Source organism: Streptomyces sp. NPDC056835, from assembly GCF_042789485.1.
GTDB lineage: Bacteria > Actinomycetota > Actinomycetes > Streptomycetales > Streptomycetaceae > Streptomyces.
Map to the genome: position 1 here is coordinate 1 of NZ_JBHUBB010000034.1, position 25,652 is coordinate 25,652.

Here is a 25,652-nt window from a genome sequence, read left to right on the forward strand (position 1 = left end):
CCCAGTACTGGATGTACTGGGGTGATCCCGACAACGCGGCGAGCGTGCGTGCCGGACGCCTCCGAGCAGGCGGGACTTTGAAGACAGGACCTAGGCCCTGTCTGACCGCATAAGTTCGCCGGGTTTGTACTGGACCTCGCACGTGCTGGCGAGTCGGGGTGCCGCGCCGGGTCCGCGACCAGGGTCTTCGTTGGTGTTGGGTGTCAGAGCTGAGTGCCACCGCCGTCCACGGCGAGTTCGGTGCCGGTGGTGTAGGTGGCGTCAAACGCGAGAAAGAGCGCAGCCTTGGTCACTTCGGACGGGGTCCCCAGTCGCAGCATGGGGATCTGCGCGACAAGCGCCGTCGCGAATTCAGCGCCCGGAGGTCGGCAGTGATCGCCGCCAACCCGGAATTGCGTGAACGCGAGGCACTGAAGGAACTCGGCCTCATCGCATCGATGATCGACGCACTCCCTCGCGGAACAGGGGCGCCCACGGCCGACCGAGAGGGGCATCGGTACATCCGGAACCAGCTCGTCGGATTCATTCTCAATGCGCGGTCTCAGCAGCGTACCCACGCTGCGTAAACAGATCAACTCCCTTAGACTAACGGCGCTTTGCCGTGTGACATCACCGAAATGGAACAGCACGTGACGGACAGTACACACCGCGTCGGCCTTCTATCGCGATGGAGCTCTGATGAACCTGATCACCTGCGATCGTAAGCGGGCCCCGTCTCGCAGCACCGTTTCCGCGCCCTGCACGGAGCCTCCACGGACCCACGGCGATACTCCGCCGTGTCCACCTTCAGTCCACTAGCTCTCCGGTAGGCCGGCGCCCACCGCCGTACAGGCGGGGGACCCGCCAGGCAGTACCCGGAGTCTCGACCCAATCCCTAGGACCCCTCTCCCCGTGACCTCTCTCTCAGAAACCGCCCTTGCGCTCGGCGCTATGACTGTCGTCATAACCGTCGTCGCACTGCTGCTGGTGCGCTCGCGCCGCAAACATGTGCGACGCGGCAGAGAACTCGACACAGCCGTGAAGAGCGCCGAATCCCGCGCGCAATCCGCTGAGGAGCGCAGGCAGACCGCCGAATCCCGCATGAAGGAGATAGAAGCCCGCGAGTCACAGTTCCGTGACGAAGTGGGCCATCTCGCCTCCGTGCGCCTTCCCGCCCTCGCATTGAATCTGATCAGCTCTCACCACCCCGTCCCAGGACCACTGCACGCGAGCCAGGCGGGGTCTGAGGGCGCTGAGCTCCTGGAAGCCCTGCTTGCCCAGGTTTCCGGCATCGTCCTCAAGGAACGCCGTCGCGTGGACGCCGCCGCCCGGGCTGCCCTGCGCGGCACGAGCCAGGACTCGCAGGCCCTCTCGTACCGTATGCAGACGGAACTCGAAACCCTTCAGAACGAGTTCAGCGCGCCGCGGAGTCTGACGAGCCGCCTGCTCGGCGTGGACCACCTCAATGAGCAGATTCTGCGCCTCTCCCAGAGAGCTGCCATCGTGTCCGGGGCCTGGCCGGGACAGGTCCGTAAGGACACCTATGTGGCCGAACTCGTCAGCGGCGCCTCTTCCCGGCTGCACGGCTTCGAACGCATCAAGATCGTCTCGCGGCTCCGTGCCTCCGATATCGGCATTGTCGGACGCGCTGCCGAGCCAGTCGCCGTGGCCTGCGCCGAACTCATGGCCAACGCCCTGGAAGCGTCCCGTGACGACCTTGAGGTGGACGTCAGCCTGATCCAGACCGGTAGCGGCAGTGTGTGCATCACGATCGAGGACGCCGGCAAGGGCATGACCGCCGAAGCGCTCGCCCGGGGTATGCGCCTGATATCGGCTGAACAGCAGGAGGTGATGCTCACCGAGCTCGGCAACCCGCCCTCCCAGGGCTTCGCCGCCATCGGCCGCCTCGTGGCCGACCACGGCTTCCACGTCTCCATCGACAATCCCTCTCCCTACGGCGGGGTGCGTGCTGTGGTGTCCATTCCCCCGAACCTGCTGACCTCGATCGACGAGGAAGCCGTGCCCCCTTCGGCCATGGCTCCCCTGCCCGCCCTGGCGCCCACGGTCCGTCCGAGGCCCACCCCCGCCGCGTCGGGCGACTTGCCCACGCGCACCGCACCGCCGTCCGATGCTGCCGCCTCCCAGCTGCCCCAGCGCCGCCGCCGTGGCTCCGCGACAACCACCGGCCAGAGCACCACTCCCACGCGGCGTGCCCTGGACCCGGAACGCGTCCGTGACGTTTGGAGCGATTTCCAGGAAGGCCTCAGCAGCGGCCGTACCGGCACCGATTCGGAGGAAACACTGTGACCACGCCCGAGGGCTACAACGAGACCGGCCGGCCCGCCTGGTATCTGAACCCCATCACCGAGATCAAGGGCGTCCAGCATGCCCTGATCATGACCCTCGACGGGATGGTCCAGGCCAGGTCGAAGGACCTCACCGCGGACGAGGCGGACGGTATAGCCGCGATGACCTCCGCCATGCACGCGGCCTCTCGCGCGGCCGCCAACACGGCGCTGAGGGCCGGGGAGGACACACCCATTGAGACCGTCACCGTGAAGAACGCCCTGGGCACCTACATGGTCATGCCGGCCGGTCCGGGAACCAATACCCTGATCGCAGCCGCGGGCGACGACGCGATGCCTATGGGTGTGGTCGCCCACACGATGGCCCGCCAGGCGATGAAGCTCGGGGAACAGCTCATGTCTGTCTCCGTCCGTACCAATGACGGCGCTTCATGAGCCGGGACAAACACCAGCGACGGCTGCTTCCGGCCTATCTGGCGACCGGCAGCAGTGATGCTCCCCTGCCCACCACGCTCGACACGCTGACTGCCCTGCGTGCCAGTGGCCTTCCGCTCGCCGCCTACCACACATCGGTGCACCGGCGTGTCGTCGAGTTGGTGACCGACGGGTCCCTCACCGCCGTCGAGATAGCCGGCTATCTCCGCATCTCGGTCAGCGTCGGTCTGGTGCTCGCCGAGCAACTCGTCAGTGACGGCCTGTTAAAAGCCAGCGTGCCGACCCCAGACGCTCTCGCCCCCTCGCGCGCCGGCCGGCCGTCGAAGGAACTTATGGAAGAGGTTTTGAGTGGACTCCAATCCCTCCTCGTCGCCTAGCCCGGACCCGGTGTACCTGCCGGAGAAAGAGCACCAGAGGGTCAAGTTCCTTGTGGCCGGTCCTCTCGGCGTCGGCAAGACGACGCTGGTCGAGAGGCTGTCGCAGATCCCCACTCTGCACACCGACGAAGTCATGACGGACGCCGCGGCCAGCACCGACGACCTCAGCCTCGTCGGCCTGCGCAACAAGACCAAAACCACGGTCGCCATCGACTTCGGCCGTCTGACCCTGCCGGGCGACCGCATCGTCCTGTACCTGTACGGCACTCCGGGGCAGCGCCGGTTCCTCCCTCTGTGGGAGGGCATCGCCTTCGGAGCTCTCGGTGCGCTCGTCCTGGCCGACACCCGGCGCCTGGACGAGTCCTTCGAGGTGATGGATCTCATCGAGGAGCGCGGTTTGCCGTACGCCGTCGCTGTCAATATCTTCCCTGACTCGCCCAACTACCCCCTGGAACTCCTTCGTTCGAAGCTCGACCTCGCCCCAGAAACCCCATTGGTCACTTGCGACGCTCGCGACAAGCGCAGCTCCCTTGAGGCCCTCATCCAACTGACCACCCATTCCATATCTTCTGCCGGAGCCGAAACCTCGTGACAACCGCACCACACGCTCCTGTGCCCGTGCACGGGGCCGAACACGCCGCCAACCCCGAGCGCAGCTATGAACTGCTGCGCCTTCAGGGGCCTGTCGGTGTCGCTGAGGTCGCCCCTGGTGTCGTGGTCAATCTGGTCACCGACTACCGGGCCGCGCTCGACCTGCTGCAGGATCCCGAAACCTGGACCAAGGACACCCGGTCATGGCTGCCCCAGGTGCCGGAGAACAGCCCGATCAGGCTTCTGGTGCAGTGGCGGCCCAGCCTCCTCTTCGCCGACGGAGAAACACATGCGCACCTGCGCAGGGTGATCACTGACAGCTTCGGTCTACTCGATCCCCACGATGTCCGGGTCCTGACGTTCCGTTACGCCGATACGCTTCTGCAGGACTTCGCGGACACCGGAACGGTCGATCTGGTCAGCCAGTACGCGCAACAGCTGCCCTTGATGGTCTTCAACGCTCTGTTCGGGATGGCGGACGAGTACGGCCCCCAGCTGGTGCGGGCTCTCGCGGCGATGATGGACACTGATCCCGGGACACAGGCGGAGGGCGCAGCGTCGTTCAGCGCGTATCTGGAGACCCTCTACCGGACAAAGGCCACGCAGCGAGGCCATGACCTGACCTCCTGGTTCATCGACCACCCCAACGGGCTGAGCCAGGAAGAGGCCGTCAATCAGGTCCTCATCACCCTCGGTGCGGGGAACGAGCCGACGGCCAACCTCATCGCGAACACATGCGTCCGCATGCTCAGCGACGACCGGTACTTCGGCACCCTCACCACCGGCAGTCTGCCCGTCCAGCACGCCATCGACGACGCGCTGTGGAACGACTCGCCGCTGGCCAACTACAGCTTCCACTTCCCCAAGAAAGACATCACCTTCCACGGTACCCACTACCCCGCCGGCTCACCTTTCATGGTGTCGTACGCCGCCGCCAACACCTGTCCCCACGCGGGCGTGCCGTCCGACGGCTACCGTTCGGGCACCCGGGCGCATCTGGCCTTCGCCGCCGGTCCCCACGCCTGTCCCGGCCGTGACCTCGCGCTGCTGATCGCCACCGCCGCGATCGAACGGCTCCTCAGCTATCTGCCGGACATCCAACTCGATGTCCCCGTCGACCAGCTGACCTACCAGGACGGGGCTGTCCACCGCACGCTCACCGCGCTCCCCGCCCGGTTCACCGCGCTGACCCCCGACGCCAACGGAGCCACCCCCTGGAGCCGGGCACCGTCCGACCCCAGCGCGGACGCGTCATCCCCCTCGAAGGCAGGCAGCCCCCAGACGTAAAAGCAGTCTCTCCAGCCTGCCGTCGATCACCGTGTCGCGGTGGCGCCGCCACTGGAACGACTGGCGCCACCGCGGCCTTCAGGGGAAGTCCGTGTTCCTGGCCCTGTCCTCTGCCCGAACAGAGCCGCCACGACGGTTCTCGACCGAATGGGGATCAACCACCGATGAAAGACACACTTCCAGGCACCGGCATGCCTGACCTCTCCTCCCTGCGCCACAAAGTGGGCACCGCTCTGACCGGGTTCCTGGACGCCAAAGACCACGCTGCGCCGGGAACCGAGCTGCTGTACCTGACCACCACCCTCCGCGGGCTCCTCTCCGGCGGAAAACGGCTGCGGTCCTTGCTGTGCGTGTACGGATGGCAGGCCGCCGGCTCCACCGGCGACGTGACGGCCGCCATACGCGCGGCCGCCAGCCTTGAGCTCTTCCAGGTATTCGCCCTGGTCCACGACGACGTGATGGACGACAGCGATGTCCGCCGCGGGCAGCCGTCCGCCCACCGGGCGCTCGCCGCCGCCTACACCGACAGCGGCGGTCCCCGAGGCAGGGCCGAGGCACATGGCCTGGGCGCGGCCGTCCTCCTCGGAGATCTGGCGCTGGTGTGGTCCGACGAACTGCTCCACACGGTGGGCGTCACCCCGGACCGGCTCGCCCAGGTGCTGCCTCTGGTGGCCGAAATGCGCAGCGAGGTCATGTACGGCCAGCTCCTGGACCTTCAGACCACCGGCCGGCTGACCGGTGACGTCGACACAGCACTCCATGTCATCCGGTACAAAACGGCCAAATACACTGTCGAACGCCCCCTGCATATCGGGGCGGCACTGGCCGGCGCCGCCCCGCCCGTACTCGACGCGTGCACCGCCTTCGGCATACCGCTGGGAGAAGCGTTTCAGCTGCGTGACGACCTGCTCGGAGTTTTCGGTGATCCCGCCAAGACCGGTAAACCAGTCCTGGACGATCTACGCGAAGGCAAAGCCACCGTACTGATGGCGCTCGCGGTCCAGCGAGCCTCCCCCGCCGAACTGAGCACCCTGCGCGGCCTCGTCGGCCGAAGCGACCTGACCGAGGAACAAGCCGCCGACATCCGCGCGATCCTCGACTCCACCGGCGCCAGACAGACGGTGGAGAAAATGATCACCACGCGGCGCAACGCCGCCTTCGCCGCCCTGGACGAGGCCCCCTTTCCGGCAGCGGCAGCCGACGGCCTGCGTCAGATCGCCCGGGCCGCCACGGCGAGACACGCCTGACGGAACCACCCGTACACCAGTAGCCAGAACCGTGAGGTGGAAGAGGCCCGTGAACAACACGCCCCTGAGTACGACCTACTCCGAGCAGGCCACACATCTGGTGGCCAGGGCCGACGAGGACAAGTGGGGCAGCGTGCGCCCCTCGCTGTATGAGACGGCCCGGGTCATCTCGGCGGCACCCTGGCTGCCCGGAGAGCAACGCCGGATAGCGTATCTGCTGGAACACCAGGCAGCCGACGGCAGTTGGGGCGAAGGGCCGCGGCCGTACCGGCTCCTGCCGACACTCAGCGGGGTGGAAGCCGCGCTGGCAGTCCTCAGGCGAGGCACCACGTCCGCGGAGGTCACCCGCCGGCTCGCGGCGGCGGTGGACAACGCTCTCGCGGCACTGCGCGCGCTGCCGACCTCGGGCCCGTGGCCCGACACGGCCGCCGCGGAAATCCTCGTCCCCAGCCTGATAGCCAAGATCAACGAGCAGATCGACCTGGCCGCCACCGACGGAGAACCGGGCCTCGGGGAATGGCGCCCGGGACCCCGGCCGGTGATCCCGGGCGGCTACCACGAGGCGGCACCCGCCCACGTGGCAGGACGGTACAAGTCAGCCGGCAGCCTTCCTGTCAAATTCCACCACACGTTTGAAGGCATAGCCGGATACATACCGCAAGCCCTGATACCCAACGCCCCCGGACTGCTGGGAAGTTCACCAGCCGCGACCGCCGCCCGCGCGGCGATGGCGCGGACACCCGCCGCCACCGCGCGGGCCGCCGCGGACCTTGCCCCGGTGGCCCGGCGATACGACGGGCTCTTCCCCGAGGCAGCCCCGTTCTACGTCGTCGAACGCCTGTGGGCCGCCGCCGCACTCGCCCGCGCCCACCTGCCCGCCACCACCCTGCCCACCATCCGCGGGTGGGCCGACCACATCTACGATCCCAAAGGAGTACGAGGCGCGCCCGGCCTCATGACAGACGCCGACGACACCGCGATGGCCGTGCTGGTGGCCTCGCTCGTCGGCCGGCCCTACGACCCCGCGCCGCTCGACCCGTTCCACAACGGCAGCCACTACGACTGCTACATCGGTGAGGACACCGGGTCAGTCACCGCCAACGCCCACGCCCTCCAGGCCCTGGGCAGCTACCTGCGACACCACCCCGAGGCAGAGAACACCTACGGTCCCCGGGCGGACAAACTGTGCGACTGGCTCACCGGCCGGCAACAGCCCGAAGGGCCATGGCACGACAAATGGCACGCCTCGCCCTACTACGCCACCGAACGGTGCGTGACCGCGCTCGCGCGGTACGGCGGCAGCCACGCGTCCACCGCCGTCGAGACAGCCGCCGCGTGGACGGTGGACACACAGCGCGACGACGGCTCCTGGGGCGTATGGAACGGCACCGTCGAAGAGACCGCCTATGCCGTGAAAATCCTGCTGTGCGCAACCGCCTCCGCACGGCAGACGCACCACACCCGCGCCCTGGACCGAGCCGAAACGTATCTGAACGCCGCATGGGGCCCCGGCCACGAACACCCCGCCCTCTGGCACGACAAGACCCTGTACGCCCCCGGCACACTGATCGAAGCCGAGGTCCTCGCAGCCCGGGAGATGTTGCGGACCCGTCACAGCTGAGCGGAACAACCACTCCACGCCACAAGGCCAGAGAACCGACCAGATGTGAAAAGGAAAGACACATGACTGCCGACACACACATTCCGCCCATTGCCCCGGGGCGGCTGCCGCTCATCGGACACGCCATCCCCCTGCTCAGGGACCGTCTGGCATACGTCCAACGCCTGCGCACCTACGGGCCCGTCGCACGCATCACCGTCGGTCCGAAATCCATGACCGTGATCAACTCGCACGAGCTTCTCCAGGAGATACTCACCAGCAAATCCCAGCACTTCAACAAGGGACTGCTCTTCGACAAACTCAAGATCTTCGGTGGAGACCCCCTGCCGGTCGCAGAAGGGAAGCAACACCTGAACCGGCGCCGCATGATGCAGCCCGCCCTCCACCGCGAACAGGTCAAGGGCTATGTCACGACCATGCGGGACACCGCGGAACCCTCGATCGCGGCCTGGCACCATCAGGAAACCCTCGACGTCTGCAACGAAATGCAACTCATGGCCCAAGGCGTCGTCATGGCCGCACTGTTCTCCTCGAACCCGCAGCGCGGACCGGCCCAGACCATCCTCAACGGCGTCGACACCGTCTTCAAGGCCGCCCTCCAGCACGCCATGGTGCCCATCTCCACCCTGGAACGGCTGCCGACCCGCGGCAACCGCAAGGCCCAGGCCGCCAACACCGTGCTGCGCAACGCCATCGGAGACATCATCGCCGACCACCGGGCGAACCCCGACGCCTACGACGACCTCGTGTCGCTGCTCCTGACCGTCCAGGACGAAACCGGCGCGACACTGACCGACCAAGAAGTCATAGCGGAAGTCACCGCGCTGCTCGCCGCCGGCTCCGAAACCACCGCGGTCACCCTGGCATGGCTGTTCCACGAACTGGGCCACAACCCCGACCTGGAGCACAGACTGCACGAGGAAGTCGACTCCGTGCTCGCCGGAAGGCCACTCGCCGCCGAGCACATTCCCCAGCTCGTCTTCACCCGCCGGCTCATCGACGAGACCCTGCGCCTGCACAACCCCGCCTGGATCCTCACCCGGCGCACCATCTCCCCCGTGCGGCTCGGGCAGTTCAGCCTGCCGGCGGACACGGACGTGATGTGGAGCCCCTACGCGATGCACAGGGATCCGGACCTGTTTCCCGACCCGCTGCGCTTCGACCCGGACCGCTGGCTGCCCGAACGCCCCCAGCCACCGAGGGGAGCCTTCATCCCCTTCGGGATCGGCAAGCGGATGTGCATCGGCGATCAGTTCTCCATGACCGAGGCAATCGTCATCACAGCGCTCATCGCCTCACGCTGGCGCCTACGGCCGACACCCGGCGCCACCGTCCGGCCCATACCCGAAATCACCGTCCACCCCTCGTCCCTTGACATGATCGCCGAGACCAGGGAGCACACAGCCGCAGGAAACACGGCATGAACGATTCCGACCGCACGGGCACGCAGCTCTCTGCCACCCTGCCGATGCCGATGCCGATGCCGATGCCGAATCTACGCGGCTCTTTCCCCGGCCCTTTCCCGACCAGTCCTTACGCTGACGACATCGAGCGGCACACCGCCGACTGGCTCCAGGCATTCCCGCTGATCAGCTCACCCGGCAAGCTGAAAGCCCTCTGCAACATCACCGGCCAGGGCATGGCCCGCACCTTCCCGACATCAGACCGGGACAGTCTCTTCCTCTGCGCCGACCTCCTCCTGTGGCTCACCGCCTTCGACGACACGTACGGCGAATCCACAGGAGCCCGCGACCCCGCCCGCCTGATCCGCCGGATCAGCGAATGCGTCCACCTCCTCGCCGATCACGATGAACCTCCGGGCGAGACCAGCGTCTTCGGCACCGCGCTGCGCCACCTCCTCACCCGTTTCGGGGAACGGGCCACGCCCAACCAGTACCTGCGCCTCACCGCACACCTGCGGGACAGCCTCTTCGGCATCCTCTGGGAGGCACATCACCTCGACAAACCAGACCACGTCACGCTTGCCGACTACCTCGCGATGCGCCCACACACGGCCTTCGTACGAACCGTCATGGCAACCGCGGAAATCACCCTCGGATATGAACTGGCCGAGCCACAACGGTCCTCGGCGGCGGTCCGAGAGATGGAAGCCGCTGTCGCCGACCTCGCCGGCTGGATCAACGACCTCGCCTCATACGCCAAGGAAACATCCCACGACGGCCAGAGCCCCCTCAGCCTGCCCACACTCCTGATGCGACAACACGCATGTGACCTCGAAGAGGCATTCCGCCTGGCCTCCCGCATGTGCGAAGAACGGGCCGACGCGGCCGTCCTTCGCATCACCGCGCTGACCGCCAACGGCAACGGCCCGCTCGCCGATCACGCACGAGCGATCAAATCCATCGCGTCCTCCTATGTCTGGCACATCCAACACTCCCGCTACCGGGATCACGAATAACGAATCGCACACACTGGACGACGCAGAGTACAAAGACCAGCGGAAATCCTGTGGTTCTCCACAGGGTCTTCCTTCCCTGTATCCCTGTATCTGGAAAGTGTTTTCTGGACCAAGGTTTTCCGCCCTCGCACAGCAGGCCGTCCCACACTCCGGTCCGCTCCTGAATAGCCTCGTCAATACTCAGCCCCTGCCGGGACAACACACGGCCGCGTGACCGCCGGGATGGTGTGTCAGACCTTGGCGAGCCGGTCCACCAGCAGCTCCACCCTGCGCTCGGTGTCCTCCGGCGGGAGCCGTCGCGCCCGGGTCAGGGTGGCCAGTCCGTGCAGGGCCGCCCAGAACACCTCGGTGAACAGTCCCGGGTGGACGCCGTCCCCGGCGACCTCGCCGAGGCTTTCCAGCAGGGCGGCGAAGGCGTCCTGCAGAGGCTGTGGGGTGTCCTCGTTCGCGAAGGCCAGGCCGCCGTCGAGCTGGAACAGGGCGTCGTAGACCGCCGGGTTGCGTGCGGCGAAGTCGAGGTAGGTGCGGGCGAGGGCGGTGACCCGGGTACGGGGGCGGTCCGCGGCGGAGGCCGCGGCCCGCAGCGCCGCGGCCATCTCGGTGGCGCCTTCGAGGGCGACGGCGCCGATGATCTCGCGTTTGCCGCGGAAGTGACTGTAGAGGACGGGCTGACTGTATTCGATGCGCTCGGCGAGCCGACGGGTGGTGACCGCGTCCCAGCCCTGCTGCTCGGCGAGTTCGCGGGCTGTCGCCACGATGAGGCGTTCGCGCTCCGCCCGTTCGCGCTGCTTGCGTTCCTGTACCGACATGACTCGATCCTAGCATCGCTAGACAATCAAGCGGCAGCAGTACTAGCATCGCCTCGTAAGCTAGCAACACTAGATGCCAGGAGGGGTCATCATACTCAACGCACTTGAGGTGTTCACCACCGTGGTCGTCGGTGTGATGGTGGGGGTGGAGTTCTCCGTCGCCTTCGTCATCAACCCGATCCTCAACGCACTCCCTGGTGACAGTGGCCAACTCGGCCGCGCCCACGGGGGCCGGATGCTCGGCGCCGTGATGCCGGTCTGGTACATCACCTCGCTCGTCCTCGTCGCGGTCTGGGCCATCGCCGGATGGCACCACCACGGCAGCGGCCTCGTCGTCACCGCCGGCGCACTGCTGATCCTCAGCGTGATCATGTCGATTCTGCTGCTCGTCCCGATCAACAACCGGGGCAAGACGTGGACCCCCGAGAACCGGCCCGAGGACTGGAAGGAGCAGATGAACCGCTGGGACCGCTTCCACTACGTCCGCGTCGCCGTCATCATCGCCGCCTTCGCCCTGCTGGTCGCCGCCCTCACCTGAGCCCGCGGGCCGACATCGCGCTGGTGGCGCACGATCCCCACTCCCCGGGCGGCAGTGGGCCACCTCAGCACCACGTCAGCACGGTAGCGACGAGGGGACCGATCCTCGAACGGAACGATCCCCTCCGACCTGGCCATGTGCGATACCAGGGACGCCGTGGTGTCTCAACGGCCCTGGAGCGCCTTGGCGTTGTTACCGAAGGTCCAGCCCTTCGACCCGTCCCAGTTGAGCGACCAGGTCATCAGGCCCTTGAGCCCGCCCCCGTAGGTGTTCCAGGCCTGCGACACCAGGTTCGGCGCCATATAGCCGCCCCCGGCGCCCGGCTGCGCCGGGAGTCCCGGCACCTGTTTGTCGTAGGGGACCTTGATCGTGGTGCCCTGGACGACCAGTCCTCTGTTCAGGCAGTCCGTCTGCGCGGTGAATCCCTGGACCGTACCGGCGGAGTACGAGTCACCGGAGCATCCGTACATGCTGCCGTTGTAGTACTGCATGTTCAGCCACCAGAGCCGGCCGTTGTCGGCGTACTTCTTCACGATGGGCAGATAGGCGCCCCAGATCGAGCCGTACGCCACACTGCCCCCGGTGACATAGGCCGTCTCGGGCGCCATCGTCAGGCCGAAGTTGGAGGGCATCTGGGCGAGTACGCCGTCGATGATGCGGATGAGATTGGCCTGCGAGGCCGACAGTGTGTTGATGTTGCCGCTGCCCACGAGCCCGGTCTCGATGTCGATGTCGATGCCGTCGAAGTTGTACTTCTTCAGGATCGGCACCACGGTCGCGATGAACCGGTCGGCGACGGCGCTGGAGCTGAGGTCGATCCCGGCCGCCGCGCCGCCGATGGACATCAGGGTCGTGAGACCGGAGGCCTTGGCCTGGCACATCTCGGCCGGGGTCGCGACCTTGACCGTCGCGTCCATCCCGTCCTCCCACAGGACGGTGCCGTCCGAGCGGATGACCGGGAACGCCGCGTTGATCACGTTGTAGCCGTGGTCGCGGATACGGGAGTCCGTGATCGGAATCCAACCGAGCGGAGGGTGTACGCCGTTCGCCGCGCCGTCCCAGTTCTCCCAGTACCCCTGGAGCACCTTGCCGGTGGGTTTCGACTTGACCGCGCAGGTGTCGGCGGCCGGCGCCGCGCCGGGCACCGCCGCGGCGACCAGCGTCTGCATGACGAAGGCCATGGCGAGGCCGACCCCCAGCACGCGCGATATTCGGCGGATCATGCTGTGCCCCTTCCGACCATGTCCGCCCGCGACCGCATCGGTGCGGCGAACTGGGAACGTACGCCGGGTAGTTGGGGGAACCGTAGGGTGGTCCAGACCTTCCGTCAATAGGTCTGGACCAACCGGCCCGGCGGTGACGAGGTACCGTCCCGGCCGCACCGGGCCGGCCCGTCCCGGCCGTCACAGGCCGGTACATCCCATCCGCCACACGCCTATCGGCCCCGGCGTTTCGGCCATCACCGTATCCATGCCCCGCCCGCACGCCCCAAGGGCGGACGCATCACGCACGCCGCGCACAGCGCGCTCCCCGCGAAATCCGCTCCGTCTCAAACACGTGCGTTCGATATCGCACTCCCGTCGTTGACCACGGCGAACCCGAGCAGACCCCAACGACCGTGCTCAAGGAGTGCAGTTGACCTCAGTCGACACCACGAACACACAAGCCACGCAAGCCGTCGCACCGCCGCCGCCCGGGCGATGCGTCCCATCCTGGCCGGCGGCGCCATCACGGACCGGCTGCACCAGGCCCTGCCGGCCCTGCTCCTCGTGGCAGGTGCGACCGCCCTCGCCCGCGGCGCGGGCGCCCTGGCCACATACGCGTCGCGGCGGATCACCCCCAAGCTCACGACCGCGACGGACACCGCCCTGGTAGGGGCGGTCTGCCGGGTCGAAGCGGCGGCCTACGCGGTGGACGGGTTCGCCGACCGGCAGGAGGCCGCGGAGATGGGCGTGCTCCGCACCCATGTGATGGTCACTGACGCACAGCGCTTCATGTCGGCCCTGATCAGGATGGTCACGGCCGGCGGCGTTCTGTCGGTCCTGAACGTACTGATGCTGCCGCTGCTTCTCCTCGCGGTGCTCCCGGCCGGCATCGGAGCGGTGCTCACCGCCCGCGTCGACTACGAGATCCACTACGCGAACATCGCCGACCGCAACGTGCGGGGCATGATGCGGTGGTGGTCGACCACGCCCGAATACGGCGACGAGGTCCGCGCCAACAGCACGACCGACTACCTGCTGTACTGGTACCGGTCCCTGTCGCAACGCGTCGACCGGCGCACACTGGCCGCGGCTCCCCGGACGCTGCGCATCGCGCTGGTGTCGTCGTTCACCGGCGGGGTGTTCCTCGTCGCCACCTGGGCGGCCCTCGCCGGGCTGGCCGTGTGGAGGAGATCCGGCTGACGGAGGTCGGCTACCGGTACCCGGGGAAGGACAGGCCGGCCGTCGACGGAGTCTCCCTCACCTGTAGGGACCGCGCCGTACTGAACTCCGTCGAGACGAGCACCAGCGTAACCCTCCATCAGTCTGTGCACTTGAACAACGCCCTCACTGGAGTTCAGTGAACAATCCCTAATCGACTCGCCCCGCTTCATGAGGAACTCTGTAGCCCTGGCTGCTCACCGAGGGGACGTTCCAGCGTGGTGGTACCTGGCCTGGCCCACCAACAGGGCCCAGGTGATGTTCATCGCCGGAGCGAGCGGGAGCATCGGACTCGTCACCCCGTACCTGGCCTCCCGCGACAACGCCATGGTTATCCAGGCCCAGGCCAACTTGGCGTTCGAGCAGACACTGTGCCGCCGGGCGAACATCCACCCGCCCTTGGATCTTTGGTGTAGCAGCGGACACTCACCGTGGGGGTTGTGACCAATCCTCCCATAGGAGCGAGAAGGGGAATATCTGCGTCGAGAAGTTGAGCAGGCTCTGCGGTGTCGTCGGCGCCTCCGTGCAGTACACAGGGTGTGGAGGACGCGGAGTCGTCGACTGGCGCCGATCGCAGATGGCCCGCATCACGGCTGACCTATCCCCCACGATCGCGTGGCTATGCAGTGGCTGCTCGCGCGGATCGTCCTGGTGCGCTATCGCACCAGGACGACGGTTCCACGGGGGACGAGCTGCCCCGGGCGTCGGCGCGGCACCGGCTACTGCTGTGACCGCATGAGTCCGCCGGGCCGGTGGTCGCTTCGCTCTCCCTGAGAACGATCCATGATGGACGGCGCTGCCCCCTACCGGCGTAGAGCGAGCGTCGATCGGGTTGCGGCGAGTGCGGAGGCCAGGGCGAGAGTGGCGAGGAGCAGGCTCATCTGTCCCCAGGGAATGCTGAGCTGGAAGTCGGGGATCTGGGTGGCCAGAGCCACGGTCGGGACGATGGCGATGAAGAGCCCGAGGAGAGTGGCGGTTCCCAGAAGCAGGGCGTACTGCCAGAGGATGATGTGGCGGCCCCAGGATGGCGGGATGCCGAGCGCGATGAGGCTGTCGATGTAGGTCTTCAGTGCTCGGGTCTGGCCCCGGAGCGCGGTGAGGACAGTGGTGAGCGCAAGCAGGGCCAAGGCCGCAGCGGAGACGTAGAGCGCTGTATCCGGGACCGGTGGTTCTGGCTCGACATGGATGTAGGCGGCGCGCGCGTCGATCGCGTGGTCCTGGAGAATCTGTTGCACGCGCGCGTCCTGGCCGTCGTCGGCGTCGGCGACCATGATCGGGCCCCGCACAGCGATGGGGAGGTCAAGGCGGCGGGCGGTGTCGACGAGAAGGATCCCGTCCGTGCCGGCGCGCCAACCCGTGCGTGCCAGTTCAAGTGGTTTGGAGGGCAGGGGAGGGGTTTCGCTGAGGATACGGTCGTCCTCAGCCACCACAAGTCGGGTCGGCTGTCCTTCGGGGGGCGGGGCGTTGTCGCGGTCCGCCCAGACTAGGAGGCCGCCGCGGTTGAGCAGCGCACGCTGGTCGTCGGTAAGGGGGCGGCCGGTCAGGACGGGGACGTCGTCGGGTGAGTCGACGGCTAGGATGCCGCCGTTGTTGCCTTGGCGGGTTGTGCTGGGGACGGGGCCGGTTTCGTCCACGGACTCCTTCGAGAGGCGGTGGAGTTCCACCTGGGGAAGGCCTTCGAGAACTTTGCTCTCCTTGAGCACGGTGAGCATCCGCTCGGGTGGTGCGAAGACGCTGCTGGCCCGGTGCGCCAGTAGTACCTGGCCGGGCAGGACCTCCGGTTGCACGGTGTTCTCGCTGCTGCGGATCAGGGTGTCGAGAAGGGCGAGCATGCCCAGGCTGGCGCCGATGATCACGGTAAGGACGGCGAGGGCGGCCTGTGCCCACCGTCGGTCGGCCTGCAGTTGACGGCGGGCCAGCCTGCGGCGGGCGTCACGCTCCGTGAGCAGGCGGGTCGCGAGTCCGAAGAACTCCGGCAACGTCAGCACCACCGCGGCCGTGATCAGGGCGGTCGGGAACATGCCCTCGGACGGGGTGTCGAGGCGTGTCGCCGTGTAGACCATGCAGACGCACCAGACGCCCAGCGCGGCCAGCTGGCGGACATCGCGGACAACCGTCGCAGCACTCTTCTTGCGGAGATTCTTCGCCCGCGGCTGGTGTGCCGGTGACGTGGTGGTGGGGTGAGGCTGTTCACTGCGGGTCCGGCGGGCCAGGAGCAGCCCCGCGCCGGTCAGCACTCCGGTTGCCGCGACCAGAGCGAGGAGCTGCGTAGCAGCGTCTGTCATTCCTTCGACATCTCCCACCGGCCGGTCTTGCAGGTACGCCAGGAGAGGTCGTAGGGCCCAGCCGGTGGCGACTCCGGCAGCGGCACCGGCGGTAGCTGCCGCCAGGCACCATGCCACGCAGGCGAAGCTCACGGCCGCTACCGTGGTGGCGGGTCGCAGCCCCAAGGAGACCATAGTCTCCGTGGTGCGCCGCAGGCGTCGGTCGACGAGCCCGAACATCAGCAGCACGGCGCCAATGGGGACCAAAACGGCGGGGATGGCATATCCGGCGGGGGACTTCTCGATCCAGTAATCGGCTGCTTTGGTCTCCAGCTGTGCCCGAAGGGTCGGCGGGCCGGGCAGAAATTCCGGTCCGCCCTTGGCCTCCTGTGAGCTGGAGCCATCGCTGTACGACGTGAGCGTCTTTGTCACCGCATCCATGACGGCTTGTTCTGGACCCCCGGTCCACAGCAGGTACGGCTGTGCGGCCAGGGAGGGGTAGCCCTCAGCGACTTTCGGGTCCAGACTGCTCCACGTGCCTGGCGCGGCGAGCAGGGCCGAGGTTTTCGCGTAGTGGTTGTCTGCGACGCCCACCACGCGCAGCCGAACGTCACCGAGCACGGTGAGCGTCTGACCGGCCGCGGCTTTGACGTCCCCTGGGTCGGTCACAACGATCTCGCCCGGCTGTTGCGGCCAGCGCCCGGCCGTCAACTCGTACACATCTGGGTACGGGTTGGGCTTCCACTGCCCCTCCAGCAGGGTCACGTTCCGTGCCGGAGTGACGGCGAGCTGCACGTCGAGCGCGGTGAGGAAGGCGGCGGACTCGTTCGCACCGGCCTGCTGCGCCGCCCCGGCCATGGCCGGGGCCGGCGTCTTACTGCCGGGGGGAAGCGTCATCTCAGCGCTCGCGAGAGCGTCGAAACGGCCCAAGTCGCGATCGGCCTCCTGAGCACCTGAGAGTGACAACGTCGACAACGCGATGAACATGGCCATCGTGAACAGACCCGCCACGAACACCGTTGAAGAGGCACCAATCCATTGGCCCTGGCGCCGGCCCAGCCGCCATGCCAGCCGTGCCGCGAGCCGTGGCTGCGGCAGGACCGAATTGCCCTTGTCGGCCTGCTTCGGCTGCCGCGCCATCAGCGGTGTTCCAGGCGGCCGTCGACGACCTCATAAACCGAGTCGGCGAACTCCCGGCAGCGGGGGTCATGGGAGCAGACCACTGCCAGCACCCCCTCATCGCACAACTTCCGCAGCAGTGTGAACATCTCCCTCGTAGCGGCCGAATCCAGCGCTCCTGTCGGCTCGTCCGCCAGTAGCACGGCGCGGTCACCGGCCAGCGCGCGGGCAATACCCACCCGCTGCCGCTGGCCGCCGGACAGCTGACCTGGAAGTCGGTCCTCCAGCCCGGCCAGGCCCACGCGGGCCAATTGGGCGACAGCCTCTGCACGGGCAGCAGAGGACGTATCCCCGCGCGCCTCAAGCGGCAACGCAACGTTCTCGGCGGCGGTGAACTCCTCCACCAACTGGTGGTGCTGGAAGACCACTCCGACGGCATCCAACCGCAGCCGCGCGCGCTGGGCCTCATCCGCCGCACTGACGTCGACACCGGCGACCTGGATGTCACCGGTATCGGCGACATCCAGGCCGGCCAGCAGGTTCAGCAGGGTCGACTTCCCGGAGCCGCTCGCCCCATATACGCAGACGAACTCGCCCGCGCTGGCGGCGAAGTTCACCTCCCGTGCGGCCCACACCGTTTCCACTGCCGATCGGTAGGCTCTACACAAGTCGCGCGTTTGGATCAGCGGTGCTCCGGTCATGTCGTCAGCCCTTCTGCTCTCTGAGCGGTTTAGCAGCCGTACCTGGTTCGCCACGAGCTGACCTCGTCGCTGTTCAGCGGCGAGACGTTGTTGTCATTGGCTTCCGGAGCCATGCCCTGTCTGTCGCCAGTGCCGTTAAAGGCGCCGTACATGCAGCCAGAGTGGGTGCCCGACTCGTTGGACCACGAGTCCATCGCGTTGTCGTTGTCGCCGCTCAGATTGACGAGCGTGGCGCTGCCATGGGCCCGCTCGCCGATCATCCACTGGTAGTCGTTGTTGCCCCACATGCACATGTTGTTGTTGCAGTCGCTTATCGCCGCGTTGGCCACGGGCGTGCCCATCAGGGCGGAGCCGACGAGCATGACGGAAGCGATAGCCTTCTTGATCCTCACGTGCTCTCCTTCTCGTGATTCCCGACATTGCACGTACACAGGCACCTCGGGATCACGCCGTCAGGCAAGCCGCGTTACGCAGCACGAACGCCTCGTCCGTAACGGCAGAAACTTCCCCCCCCAGATGCTTGCAAGATCGGATGGAGTCACGTTGCGGAGCATCTCGACAACGCTCAGTGCCAGATATGATGTACGGCACGACGTAAAGAGACAGTAGCAACTAACCCGCCCCTGCAAGGCTTCGCCCCGTGGCCGCTCTTCGCCTAGCTGTATTGCCCTGTGAGGTCCGCCGTCCGGGATGAGGGATGGTTCGAAAGCTCATGGGTCGACGTTAGGAAGCGCCGGGGGTCGCTGACATCCCTCAATGGTCTTGTCCACGGAGCTCCGTCTTACGACCTACAGCGGCGGTACTTGAGTACAGGACGGGCTGCTTACGCGCGACCGGCTCGACGGCCTGGGCGCACAGACGATCAGGGTTCGTCCCACGGGGCGGCCCTTCAACACCTCCTCGTGATGGCCTCGTTCACAAGGTCGACAGCGAGGTCGCGCGTGTGGTGCACCGGGAGGCGGACATCGGTGTACCAGTCCTCGGTGGCCTCGGGGTGCGGTCCCACGACCCCGACGCGCCCCGCGCCGAACGGTGCGACGAGCGCGGCGACGGCGCCATTGGGATACGTCGCCAGGACCGCGGCGTCCGCGCCGTTGTCGAGGAGGAAGAGGGGCCCGTCCTGGAAGAAGAGGGTGCGTGGCCGGCCGCGCCATCGCACCTCGACCAGTGTGTCGTCCTCGCCGTGCACCGTTGAGCCGGACGAGGAGATGTACTGGTCGGTGTCACCGGGCAGCAGATCGAACCCCGGGGTGGCCCCGGCCAGATAGCCGCCGAGGCAGAAGCCCAGATAGCACCCACCGCCCCGGACGAACGCACGGACGGTGTCGCGCTCCCGCTCCAGGTGCCGGTAGCCGTCCGACAACGTTCCGCCGCCGGGCTGCGCGTACACCTGGGCACGGGCCAACGACGCGCGCGACAAAGGCAGTTCCTCCTGAGGGCCGGTGTAGCGGACGTCCAGGCCCCAGGGTCCGTCGGCGAGCAGCCCGGCCACGGCTTCCGGGCAGCCGGGCCTGGTGGCGGGCCCCCGGTAGACGAGGGCCAGGTCCGGTCCGGTGGCCGTCATGAGCCTCGTGTCCAGACGTCGAAAGCGGGGATGTCGAAAACCCGGACCTCCGGAGCCGGTGCCTCGGCAGCCAGGACGGGGCGGCGCTCGACGACACCTTCGGCGGGGATGCCGCGCCAGCTCGTGCCCGCTGTGAGGTGCTCGCCCTTCATGAGCAACGACAGCGCGCCGAGCTGGACGTCCTCGCCGACGACGGAGTCGTACAGCACGACCGCGCGGGTGCCGACGCTCGCCCCGTCCTCGACCGTGACCAGCGACATCTTCATGACACGGTCTTCGAAGAGGTGTGTTTGCAGCGATACGCGCATACCGATCGCGGCGTTGTCCCCGATGTCCACGAGGTCGAACTCCGTGAGGAAGGTGGTGCCGATCCAGGTGCCTCTGCCGACGCGTGCCCCGAACCGGCGCAGGATCACCGGCAGATACGGCGTTCCGATCAGGAAGCCCACCCCCGCCGGTACCGCCGCCGCCTCGAAGAGGCCGGTGACGAACTCGGTGCGGCGTACGAACAGACTCCACAGCGGTTCGACGCGGGGCCGGTAGACCCCGATCACCACCCGCTTGACGGCCGCGCAGTACGAGATCACCACAAGGCTCGTGATCATCATGAGGACCGGCGCCAGGAGCACCGGCACCAGCAGGCCGGGACGGCGGGTCAGCCAGGACAGCGCGAGCAAGTACAGGTACGCGCTCATGCCCAGCACCGACGTGGGCATCGTGATGCGGAGGAACTCGATGCCCAGGCGTTGGCATACGGCCTTGCGGGTCGGCCGGAAGGTCAGTTCCTCGGGGAACGAACCGCTGCTCTGGCGCACCGGCAGACATATCGCGGGCGAGCCCAGCCAGGTGGTGCCGTCGGGTACGTCTCCCTGCGGCGGGACCGTACCCACTCCGACCAGGGACCCCGGTCCGGTACGCGTTCCGGCGAGCAGGAGCGCGGAGTTGCCGATGAACGCGCGCTCCCCGACCTCGGTGGGGCCGAACGCGACCTGGCCGGCCGCGAAGGTGGCACCACCGACGTTGGCCAGGTCCGCGACGAAGCTGCCGTCGCGGAGAGTGAGCAGGTCCGGGTCGATGTGCGAGACGGTCGAGACCTCGGCGCCCCGGCCGATCCGCGCGCCCAGCAGCCTGAGCCAGGGCACGGTGTAGAGGGTGGCGTACAGCGAGTTGGTGAAGGTGAGGCTGATCTCCAGCAGCTTGTCCGAGGCCCACTTGCGGACGCCGAGCGAGGAACGCACCGGGTGGACACCGACCGGCACTCTCGGCAGGATCAGCCGTTTGCCGACGGCGACCACACAGCAGACCGTGACCACGAACACCGGACCGGACAGCGCGGTGGCGACGATGCCGGCGACGATGCCCCAGGTCAGCGTCGCCCACCAGAACAGCGCGATCCCCGGCACGGTCATCACCACCGCGGCGGTCTCCAGCAGCACCAGCGCGAGGAGCGCGGCGACGAGATGGCGCGGCCGCCATCCGTCGGTACGGCGGTGAGCACGCATCATGGCCTCGACGCCGGGGGCGAGCGCGTCCACCGGGCGGGGTGGCGATCCGGCCATGCGCGCGCCGGCGGGAATCGCCTCGTCCTGGCCGATGACGGACTGTTCGCCGAGTCCGGCGCCGGCTCCCATGCGTGCGCCGGGTTCGAGGACCGCGTTGGCTCCCACGAAGGCGTGCGGCCCGATCTCGATCGGGGCGACCGTCACCCAGCCGTCCGCCACCCGCCACGGGTTGACGGAGACGCCGTAGCCGACCGAGGTGTCGCCACCGATCCGCAGCAGGGCGGGCAGTGTGATCGTGCTGGTGGCGATGGTGGTACGCGGTCCTATGCGCGCGCCGAGCAGCCGCAGGTAGGCGGCCATCGCGGGCGAACCGCTCAGCACCGGCAGCGGGCCGAGACTCAGCAGCAGATTCACCGTCCAGAGGCGTAGGTAGACCGCGCCCCACAGCGGGTAGCGGCCCGGCCTGATACCCGCGGACAGCGGGCGCACGAGAGCGACCGGTACGAGCCAGCGCACGACCAGATAGCTGAGGTAGACGCCTATCGTGGTCTGCGCCGACGTCCGGACCGAGATCTGACCGCCGTGCCGGCTGTACACGTACGCCACCGGCAGGCTGAGCACGAGCAGCAGCAGGTAGATCACACCCGCCTGGGCCGCCCCGGCGCCCGCGATACGGCCGTTGGTGTGACGGATGGGTGTGGGACGGGGCGGCGCGGACTGCCGCTCGGTGTTCTCCGTGGCGCTCAGCCGGGCCGCGAGGCCGCGCACGGTCGGATACGCGTAGAGGTCGCGCAGCGCGGTGTTCGCGCCGATGTCCCGGCCGCGCAGGACCGATACGACCCGGGCCGCCAGGAGTGAGTGGCCGCCGAGGTCGGTGAAGAAGTCCGCCTCGGCCGACAGCGCCTCGGGCTCGATCCCGAGCACTTCCGCCCAGGCGTCCCGTACCCGCGTCTCCGACTCGCCTTCGGCGGCCACCAGTCGGCCGCCGCCCACCAGCCGCCGGCCGGTCGGGGCGGGCAGCCGCTTACGGTCCACCTTGCCGCTGGCCATGGCGGGAAGACCGGGGAGGATGTCCAGGAAGGACGGCACCATGTACGCGGGGAGTCTGCGCCGCAGACTCTCGTGCACCCGGGTGATCAGGGCGTCCTCGTCCTCCGCGTGGCCGGGCGCACGAACTACGTAGGCGCAGAGTTCACCGCCTCCCCCGCCGTTGGCGCGGTCCGGAGGGGCCGTCAGGGCGGTGACCGCCTCGGCCACGCCGGGATCCTCCAGCAGGACGCTGTCGATCTCGCCGAGATCCACCCGGTATCCCCGGATCTTCACCTCGTCGTCGGCCCGGCCCAGGAACTCGACCTCCCCGTCCCGGGTCATCCGGCCGAGGTCCCCGGTGCGGTAGAGCCTGCCGCCCCGGGGGGCCAGTGGGTGCTCGATGAACCGGGCGGCGGTCAGCTCCGGCCGTCCGACATAGCCGTCGGCGACGCCGGGGCCCCCGATACAGATCTCACCGATCTCGCCGTCGGCCACGGGCCGAAGCCGCTCGTCGAGCAGCACCACCGAATAGGTCGGCAGCGGCTTTCCGATCGTCACCGCCCTGCCCGGCGTCAGTTCGGCCCAGGTCGCGGTGACGGTGGCCTCGGTCGGGCCGTAGGTGTTGAGCATGCGCCGCCCCGGCCTGCTCCAGCGTTCGACGAGCTGACCGGGACAGGCTTCACCGCCGACGATGACGCTACGGATGTACGGCAGTTCCGCCGGGATGGTCTCCAGCAGCGTCGGTACGCAGTACAGCATCGTGATCCGCCGGCCGTGAAGGAACTCGCCGAGTTCCGCGCCGAGATGACCGGCGCCGTCCGGACCGGCGACGAGCGTGGCGCCGACCGACCAGGTCGGCCAGATCTCCTCGATGGAGAAGTCGAAGGAGATCGTCATGCCCTGATACACCCGGTCGTCCGGCCGTACGTCATAGACCTTGGGTACGACATCGAGGAAGTTGCAGATGCTCGACTGGGCGACCTTCACCCCCTTGGGCCTGCCACTCGACCCGGAGGTGTACATGATGTAGGCGGCGGGGTAACCGTCCCCGGGGCCGGGCTCGTGCGGGAGCGGCCGGGTGGTGGGTACGCCGGCGAGTCCGCGGCCGCACGAGTCCAGCTCGACCACCCGGCACGCGAGGCCGGCCACGGCCGGCGCGAGAGCGGACGTCGTCAGGACCAGATCCACGGCGGCGTCCTCGGTGATGAAGGCGAGCCGGTCCGGAGGGGACGCCGGATCGACCGGCACGAACACCGCACCGGCCTTCCCCACCCCGAGCAGGGAGACGTACACCTCCACCGACCGCGGTATCAGGATCGCGACCCGGGCCCCGGGGCCTATCCCGAGACCGCGGAGGAAGTGCGCGAGCTGGTTGGCGCGCGCGTCGAGTTCGGCGTAGGTCAGCGCGTGGTGCGCACACTCAAGGGCCGTGGCCGACGGGGTGCGGTCGCAGGCGGCCTCGAACACGGAATGCAGGCGCCGGGCCGCCCCTCCCGACGGCGTTCCACGCGCGGAATCGAGCAATCTCATGACGTCTGTCCTTCATCGCGGCGCACGGCGGGACTGCGGGGGTGAGGTCCGAATCCCGGGATGTCATACGACGGGAGAGCCACCGGCCCGGACGGGGGGACACGGTCCATCGGTCCATCCCTGTCCGGCGAATCGTTCGATCCAGCGATCGATCAAGCTGCTTCACAGTGAAACGGCATCCGCTCGTTTCGGCATCCCGAGCCGATGGATCCCCCCGAGGCCGATGCGTTCAGGTCGGCCGGGGCGGGCCGAAGAGGAGGTCGTACCCGGGCGGGAGCTGGAGGAGGATCCGGCGCGTCAGTTCCTCGCCGGCGGCGTCGGCCACCAGGCTCAGGACGGCGCCGACGTCCCACTTCGCGGTCTCCTCGGTCGCTCCGTCGATCCAAGCCGCGGTGGCCCGGACGAACCGCTCGGGGGTGAGCGGTTCGGCCGCCGGGAGCGGATCGAGGAGCACCAGGGCGCAGGATTCCGGCAGCCGGGCGGCCAGCTCGGCCCTCTCGGCTCCCACCACATGGGCGCCCAGCAGGGCCAGCACGACACGGACCGCCTGTTCGGCTTCCTGCGGCGTGGAGTACTCACCACGCTCCTGGACCGCGGCCAGGAACGCGTCCCACCGCATCACCATGGCGGCCGCACCTCCTCCTCAGCACGTACCGCGACGGAAGGGCCGCGGCTGAAGACAGGCCCCCGTCCGGCCCTGGGCCGACCCTAGGCCGGGCGTGCCCGGACGGACGCCGTGAGGTCCTGGTGTCCGCCACTGGCGACCATCCGTACCTCGTCCTGGTCGCTGATCTCCGCCAGGACGATGCCGGTCTCGTCCGCGTACAGCGCGTGCCCGCCCGGCCCCAGCCGGTCCGTACGGTGCACCACCACGACATCCTCGTCGTCCGGATCACTCGTGGGCGCGTCCGGGTACGCGAAGACCAGCGTGTACGTGTCCGACATTCCCATGCGGCCTCCTGGAACAGCTCACCTGTCACGGAGAGCGGTGCCTCGTGGCATCGGGAGCCCGTGGTCACGGCGTACGGGCCCCACCACCGGCGGGTCCCACCACCGATGAAACCAAACGGACCCTGTGGCCGCATCCCGGCCGCGCTCGGCGTTGGACGCGCCGGCGGCCCGGCCACAGCGGCTCGTCATCCGCGCTCGCGGAGGTACGCCTCCAGCTCGGCGGCCCCGGTCAGCATCGCCCGCCCGCGGGCGGACAGCCGGCCGCGCCAGTCGCACAGCGCGGCCTCCAGCGGCTCCAGCCCGCCCGCCGTCCGCAGCTGGGTGATCAGCGGGGCGATCTGCTCCAGCAAGTAGCCTCCCCGCCTGAGCTGGTGGGCCAGCTTGGCGTCCCGTACGTCGGCCTCGTCGTAGACGCGGTACCCGGTCAGCGGGTCGCGGCGCGGGCGCACCAGCCCGGCGCGTTCCCAGGTGCGCAGCGTCGCGGGACGGATTCCGAGCTCCGCCGCCAGTGGCCCGATGAACGTGCCGCCGGACCCGGACAACGCCGCGTCGGGTTCGTACGGTTCGGACGCCGTGGTGGGCGTCAGGCCGCGCAGGGCAATCTCGACGGCCTGGAGTGTCCGCCGGTCGTCGAGCAGCTGGGCGTGGCTCTCGTCGATGACGCGGAACGCCTCGTCGGCCGCGCCCTCGTTGACGGCCCGCATGATCGCCGCTGCCGTCGGGTGGCCGTGGGCGGGCACCAGGGCGAGGAACGCGCCCAGGGCCCGCGCGTGCAGCGGCATATAGGCGCGGTAACCGGCGGGGGTGCGACCGGCGGCCGGAAGGATGCCGGCCTCCTCGTAGTTCCTGACGGCCTGCGTGGACAGACCGTGCCCGCGCGCCAGGTCAATCGGCCTGAGCTGCCGACCGCTTTGAAGGTTTCTTCCCACGGCCCCCACGATATCGCGGCCAAGTTTCCAC

The 25,652-nt window shown here is 68.3% G+C and carries 20 protein-coding genes and 2 pseudogenes; 11 read left to right on the top strand and 11 right to left on the bottom strand.

Annotated features, from left to right (window positions below):
- Window positions 1-203 precede the first annotated feature (203 nt).
- Window positions 204-338, bottom strand: a pseudogene (locus ACFRMN_RS30810) (SDR family oxidoreductase); the annotation flags it as partial.
- A gap of 592 nt (window positions 339-930) precedes the next feature.
- Between ACFRMN_RS30810 and ACFRMN_RS30815 the strand changes: the two are divergent.
- From ACFRMN_RS30815 to ACFRMN_RS30855, 9 genes are all read left to right on the top strand, one after another.
- A complete protein-coding gene (locus ACFRMN_RS30815; RefSeq protein ID WP_383025608.1) occupies window positions 931-2,286 on the top strand; it encodes an ATP-binding protein in 1,356 nt (451 codons plus the stop codon).
- Window positions 2,283-2,720 (top strand): roadblock/LC7 domain-containing protein, encoded by a 438-nt coding sequence (locus ACFRMN_RS30820; RefSeq protein ID WP_383025611.1) that lies wholly within the window; start codon window positions 2,283-2,285, stop codon window positions 2,718-2,720. Before ACFRMN_RS30815 ends, ACFRMN_RS30820 begins: the two co-directional genes overlap by 4 nt.
- Window positions 2,717-3,097 (top strand): DUF742 domain-containing protein, encoded by a 381-nt coding sequence (locus ACFRMN_RS30825; protein WP_383025614.1) that lies wholly within the window; start codon window positions 2,717-2,719, stop codon window positions 3,095-3,097. Before ACFRMN_RS30820 ends, ACFRMN_RS30825 begins: the two co-directional genes overlap by 4 nt.
- Before the next feature lie 10 nt (window positions 3,098-3,107).
- Window positions 3,108-3,689 carry an ATP/GTP-binding protein gene (locus ACFRMN_RS30830; protein WP_383025617.1) on the top strand — a complete coding sequence of 194 codons (582 nt, stop codon included), beginning with the start codon at window positions 3,108-3,110 and terminating at the stop codon, window positions 3,687-3,689.
- On the top strand, window positions 3,686-4,975 hold the full coding sequence (locus ACFRMN_RS30835; protein WP_383025620.1) for a cytochrome P450: 1,290 nt from the start codon (window positions 3,686-3,688) through the stop codon (window positions 4,973-4,975). Before ACFRMN_RS30830 ends, ACFRMN_RS30835 begins: the two co-directional genes overlap by 4 nt.
- 191 nt (window positions 4,976-5,166) lie before the next feature.
- Window positions 5,167-6,222 carry a polyprenyl synthetase family protein gene (locus ACFRMN_RS30840; protein WP_383025623.1) on the top strand — a complete coding sequence of 352 codons (1,056 nt, stop codon included), beginning with the start codon at window positions 5,167-5,169 and terminating at the stop codon, window positions 6,220-6,222.
- 49 nt (window positions 6,223-6,271) lie between these two features.
- The gene (locus ACFRMN_RS30845) at window positions 6,272-7,843 is read left to right on the top strand and encodes a prenyltransferase/squalene oxidase repeat-containing protein (RefSeq protein ID WP_383025625.1); all 1,572 of its coding nucleotides are present in this window, start codon (window positions 6,272-6,274) and stop codon (window positions 7,841-7,843) included.
- 62 nt (window positions 7,844-7,905) lie between these two features.
- Window positions 7,906-9,267: a cytochrome P450 gene (locus ACFRMN_RS30850; RefSeq protein WP_383025628.1), complete on the top strand. Its 1,362-nt coding sequence runs from the start codon at window positions 7,906-7,908 to the stop codon at window positions 9,265-9,267.
- Window positions 9,264-10,262, top strand: coding sequence for a terpene synthase family protein (locus ACFRMN_RS30855; protein WP_383025631.1), 999 nt, complete (start codon window positions 9,264-9,266; stop codon window positions 10,260-10,262). The genes ACFRMN_RS30850 and ACFRMN_RS30855 overlap by 4 nt, the downstream gene beginning before the upstream one ends.
- Before the next feature lie 230 nt (window positions 10,263-10,492).
- Here the strand turns inward: ACFRMN_RS30855 and ACFRMN_RS30860 are convergent, their stop codons facing one another.
- The gene (locus tag ACFRMN_RS30860) at window positions 10,493-11,071 is read right to left on the bottom strand and encodes a TetR/AcrR family transcriptional regulator (RefSeq protein WP_383025634.1); all 579 of its coding nucleotides are present in this window, start codon (window positions 11,069-11,071) and stop codon (window positions 10,493-10,495) included.
- Between the two features lie 91 nt (window positions 11,072-11,162).
- Here ACFRMN_RS30860 and ACFRMN_RS30865 point away from each other — a divergent pair, with 91 nt between their 5' ends.
- Window positions 11,163-11,609 carry an anthrone oxygenase family protein gene (locus ACFRMN_RS30865; protein WP_383025804.1) on the top strand — a complete coding sequence of 149 codons (447 nt, stop codon included), beginning with the start codon at window positions 11,163-11,165 and terminating at the stop codon, window positions 11,607-11,609.
- A gap of 164 nt (window positions 11,610-11,773) precedes the next feature.
- Here the strand turns inward: ACFRMN_RS30865 and ACFRMN_RS30870 are convergent, their stop codons facing one another.
- A complete protein-coding gene (locus tag ACFRMN_RS30870; RefSeq protein ID WP_383025637.1) occupies window positions 11,774-12,832 on the bottom strand; it encodes a chitinase in 1,059 nt (352 codons plus the stop codon).
- A gap of 243 nt (window positions 12,833-13,075) precedes the next feature.
- Between ACFRMN_RS30870 and ACFRMN_RS30875 the strand changes: the two are divergent.
- Window positions 13,076-14,121 (top strand): annotated as a pseudogene (locus ACFRMN_RS30875) (hypothetical protein); the annotation flags it as partial.
- 714 nt (window positions 14,122-14,835) lie between these two features.
- Here the strand turns inward: ACFRMN_RS30875 and ACFRMN_RS30880 are convergent.
- The 8 genes from ACFRMN_RS30880 to ACFRMN_RS30915 form a co-directional block, all read right to left on the bottom strand.
- On the bottom strand, window positions 14,836-17,436 hold the full coding sequence (locus ACFRMN_RS30880; RefSeq protein WP_383025639.1) for a hypothetical protein: 2,601 nt from the start codon (window positions 17,434-17,436) through the stop codon (window positions 14,836-14,838).
- A complete protein-coding gene (locus tag ACFRMN_RS30885; RefSeq protein ID WP_383025642.1) occupies window positions 17,436-18,116 on the bottom strand; it encodes an ABC transporter ATP-binding protein in 681 nt (226 codons plus the stop codon). Before ACFRMN_RS30885 ends, ACFRMN_RS30880 begins: the two co-directional genes overlap by 1 nt.
- Before the next feature lie 29 nt (window positions 18,117-18,145).
- Window positions 18,146-18,508, bottom strand: coding sequence for a hypothetical protein (locus ACFRMN_RS30890; RefSeq protein ID WP_383025645.1), 363 nt, complete (start codon window positions 18,506-18,508; stop codon window positions 18,146-18,148).
- Window positions 18,509-19,005: 497 nt separating this feature from the next.
- Window positions 19,006-19,680: a hypothetical protein gene (locus tag ACFRMN_RS30895; protein WP_383025648.1), complete on the bottom strand. Its 675-nt coding sequence runs from the start codon at window positions 19,678-19,680 to the stop codon at window positions 19,006-19,008.
- Complete coding sequence (locus ACFRMN_RS30900) at window positions 19,677-23,741, bottom strand: Pls/PosA family non-ribosomal peptide synthetase (RefSeq protein WP_383025651.1); 4,065 nt, start codon at window positions 23,739-23,741, stop codon at window positions 19,677-19,679. The genes ACFRMN_RS30895 and ACFRMN_RS30900 overlap by 4 nt, the downstream gene beginning before the upstream one ends.
- A 229-nt stretch (window positions 23,742-23,970) precedes the next feature.
- A complete protein-coding gene (locus ACFRMN_RS30905; RefSeq protein WP_383025654.1) occupies window positions 23,971-24,366 on the bottom strand; it encodes a DUF2267 domain-containing protein in 396 nt (131 codons plus the stop codon).
- 83 nt (window positions 24,367-24,449) lie between these two features.
- Window positions 24,450-24,692 (bottom strand): DUF6296 family protein, encoded by a 243-nt coding sequence (locus ACFRMN_RS30910; RefSeq protein ID WP_383025656.1) that lies wholly within the window; start codon window positions 24,690-24,692, stop codon window positions 24,450-24,452.
- 185 nt (window positions 24,693-24,877) lie between these two features.
- Window positions 24,878-25,621 carry a TioE family transcriptional regulator gene (locus tag ACFRMN_RS30915; protein ID WP_383025659.1) on the bottom strand — a complete coding sequence of 248 codons (744 nt, stop codon included), beginning with the start codon at window positions 25,619-25,621 and terminating at the stop codon, window positions 24,878-24,880.
- Window positions 25,622-25,652 lie beyond the last annotated feature (31 nt).

What these genes read in the sequence shown, in the direction of transcription:
- ACFRMN_RS30855 (WP_383025631.1), top strand. Translation starts at nt 9,264, where the DNA reads ATGAACGATTCCGACCGCACGGGCACGCAGCTCTCTGCCACCCTGCCG.
- ACFRMN_RS30860 (WP_383025634.1), bottom strand. Translation starts at nt 11,071, where the DNA reads ATGTCGGTACAGGAACGCAAGCAGCGCGAACGGGCGGAGCGCGAACGC.
- ACFRMN_RS30850 (WP_383025628.1), top strand. Translation starts at nt 7,906, where the DNA reads ATGACTGCCGACACACACATTCCGCCCATTGCCCCGGGGCGGCTGCCG.
- ACFRMN_RS30900 (WP_383025651.1), bottom strand. Translation starts at nt 23,741, where the DNA reads ATGAGATTGCTCGATTCCGCGCGTGGAACGCCGTCGGGAGGGGCGGCC.
- ACFRMN_RS30815 (WP_383025608.1), top strand. Translation starts at nt 931, where the DNA reads ATGACTGTCGTCATAACCGTCGTCGCACTGCTGCTGGTGCGCTCGCGC.
- ACFRMN_RS30870 (WP_383025637.1), bottom strand. Translation starts at nt 12,832, where the DNA reads ATGATCCGCCGAATATCGCGCGTGCTGGGGGTCGGCCTCGCCATGGCC.
- ACFRMN_RS30880 (WP_383025639.1), bottom strand. Translation starts at nt 17,436, where the DNA reads ATGGCGCGGCAGCCGAAGCAGGCCGACAAGGGCAATTCGGTCCTGCCG.
- ACFRMN_RS30840 (WP_383025623.1), top strand. Translation starts at nt 5,167, where the DNA reads ATGCCTGACCTCTCCTCCCTGCGCCACAAAGTGGGCACCGCTCTGACC.
- ACFRMN_RS30905 (WP_383025654.1), bottom strand. Translation starts at nt 24,366, where the DNA reads ATGGTGATGCGGTGGGACGCGTTCCTGGCCGCGGTCCAGGAGCGTGGT.
- ACFRMN_RS30895 (WP_383025648.1), bottom strand. Translation starts at nt 19,680, where the DNA reads ATGACGGCCACCGGACCGGACCTGGCCCTCGTCTACCGGGGGCCCGCC.
- ACFRMN_RS30885 (WP_383025642.1), bottom strand. Translation starts at nt 18,116, where the DNA reads ATGACCGGAGCACCGCTGATCCAAACGCGCGACTTGTGTAGAGCCTAC.
- ACFRMN_RS30910 (WP_383025656.1), bottom strand. Translation starts at nt 24,692, where the DNA reads ATGGGAATGTCGGACACGTACACGCTGGTCTTCGCGTACCCGGACGCG.
- ACFRMN_RS30825 (WP_383025614.1), top strand. Translation starts at nt 2,717, where the DNA reads ATGAGCCGGGACAAACACCAGCGACGGCTGCTTCCGGCCTATCTGGCG.